The 1,746-nt window shown below is 73.5% G+C and carries 3 protein-coding genes; 2 read left to right on the top strand and 1 reads right to left on the bottom strand.

What is annotated here, in order from left to right:
• Positions 1-86: 86 nt before the first annotated feature.
• Positions 87-836, top strand: a complete 750-nt coding sequence (locus VGD70_RS23545) for a dienelactone hydrolase family protein (protein WP_331084830.1) — start codon at positions 87-89, stop codon at positions 834-836.
• A complete protein-coding gene (locus tag VGD70_RS23540) occupies positions 836-1,174 on the top strand; it encodes a DUF6295 family protein (protein WP_331084828.1) in 339 nt (112 codons plus the stop codon). Before VGD70_RS23545 ends, VGD70_RS23540 begins: the two co-directional genes overlap by 1 nt.
• 125 nt (positions 1,175-1,299) lie before the next feature.
• Here VGD70_RS23540 and VGD70_RS23535 read toward each other — a convergent pair.
• The coding region (locus tag VGD70_RS23535) for an endonuclease/exonuclease/phosphatase family protein (RefSeq protein ID WP_331084826.1) at positions 1,300-1,746 on the bottom strand (447 nt) is incomplete at its 5' end.

The raw sequence follows: 1,746 nt of genomic DNA, 5'->3' as shown, positions 1-1,746 counted from the left end.
CCGGCACGGCACGGGGCGAGCCGGCGGTGCGGGCCGGGCCTAGTCTTGCCAGCGTGGTTGACCGACTAACTACTTCGGGAGCACACATGCGGGACGGGCTGGAGGCTGGAAGCGTCACGGTGACCGGCGCCGGGGGTGACGAGATCGAGGCCTACGCGGCGCATCCGGTCGGCGCGCCACCGGCCGGCGGCGTCGTCGTGATCCATCACATGCCCGGGTTCGACGAGGCGACCAAGGAGATCACCCGCAAGTTCGCGAGCTGGGGCTGGTCGGCCGTCTGCCCCAACCTGCACCAGCGCGACGCGCCCGGCGCGGACCCGGACGACGCGGCGGCCGCGTCGCGCGCGGCCGGCGGGGTGCCGGACGAGCGGCTGCTCGGCGACGTCGAGGGCGCGGCGACCTACCTCCGCGACCACCCGACCGGCAACGGCAAGGTGGCCACGATCGGCTTCTGCTCGGGCGGGCGGCAGTCCGTGCTCGCGGGCATCGGCCTCGACCTGGACGCCGCGATCGACTGCTACGGCGCGTTTCTCCTCACGCCGCCGCCGTCGGAGTACAAGCTGAACGTGGCCTCGCTGGAGCCGCGGCTCGGCGAGCTGAGCTGCCCGCTGCTGGGCCTGTTCGGCGCGGAGGACAAGGCGCCGACGCCCGAGGAGGTCAAGCGGTTCGACGAGCTGCTGACGGAGCTGGGCAAGCCGCACGAGTTCCACACCTTCGACGACGCCGGGCACGCGTTCTTCGCGGCCGACCGGCCGGCCTACCGCCAGGCCGCGGCCGTGGAGGGCTGGCGGCTCGTGCGGGAGTTCCTGGGCCGGCACCTGGCCGGGGCCGCCTGATGTGCACCTACATCACCGAGCAGAGCGCGACCGACGGCAGCGGCAAGGGCGCGAACGGCTGGTTCCCGCTGACGTCGACCACCGTGTACTTCGACCATCCGGTGCACGCGCAGGCCGAGCACTCGCTGAACCTCGACTTCGTCAACCCCGGCCGCGGGGCGTCCGCGCGGGTTGCCGTGGAGCTCACCGCCGACTCGGCGATCGGCCTCGTGCAGGCGATCGCCCGGGTGCTCACCCAGGTGCCCACCGAGCTGACCGGCGTGGACACGTCGGCCGCCAAGCGCCTGCTCGAGGCCGCGGAAGGCCTCGCCCCGGCGGCGGCACAACGAGCACCGTGACGCGGTAACACTCGGCGAGCCGGCGGCGATGTTCCGGCTGACCCCGCGGTGCTGGCGGACCCCCGACCTGGCAGCACCGCGGGGACACTTGTGTCCGCGGTCAGCCGACAATCCAGCCGACGCGGTCAGCCCACCGTGATCAGCGCCTGGACCGGCAGGTGGTCGGAGGGGAACTGGCCGTCCCGGGTGAAGGTGTTGATCGCCGCGGCCCGGACGGTCACCGGCCCCCTCGTGAGGATCCAGTCGATCCGGCGGCCGTTCTCGCGCAGTGGGCGATAGTCGTGCCACGTCGTGTACCGCGGCGTGCGCCGGTGCGCCGCGGCGAGCCAGCTGTCGGTCAGCCCGGCGCCCGTCACCAGCGTGTCGTAGGTGGCGGACCGCTCGGCCGGGGCGTTGAAGTCGCCGGTGAGCACCACCGCCAGCCCCGGGGTGAACCCGTTGATCCGGTCGCGCACCAGCTGCGCGCTGCGCAGGCGCGCGTTGTCCGACTGGTCGTCGAAGTGGGTGTTGAGGACGACGAGCTCGGCGCCGGTGCGGCGGTCGGCGAACCGCACCCAGGTGACCATCCGCGC

Origin of the sequence: Actinophytocola sp. (genome assembly GCF_036402745.1) — a bacterium.
In the GTDB taxonomy this organism is placed as follows: Bacteria; Actinomycetota; Actinomycetes; order Mycobacteriales; family Pseudonocardiaceae; genus Actinophytocola.
The sequence above is the reverse complement of the archived record's forward strand: the minus strand, read 5'-3'. Positions and strand labels throughout refer to the sequence as shown.

Coding starts and splice junctions, on each gene's coding strand:
- VGD70_RS23545 (WP_331084830.1), top strand. CDS start 87: ATGCGGGACGGGCTGGAGGCTGGAAGCGTCACGGTGACCGGCGCCGGG.
- VGD70_RS23540 (WP_331084828.1), top strand. CDS start 836: ATGTGCACCTACATCACCGAGCAGAGCGCGACCGACGGCAGCGGCAAG.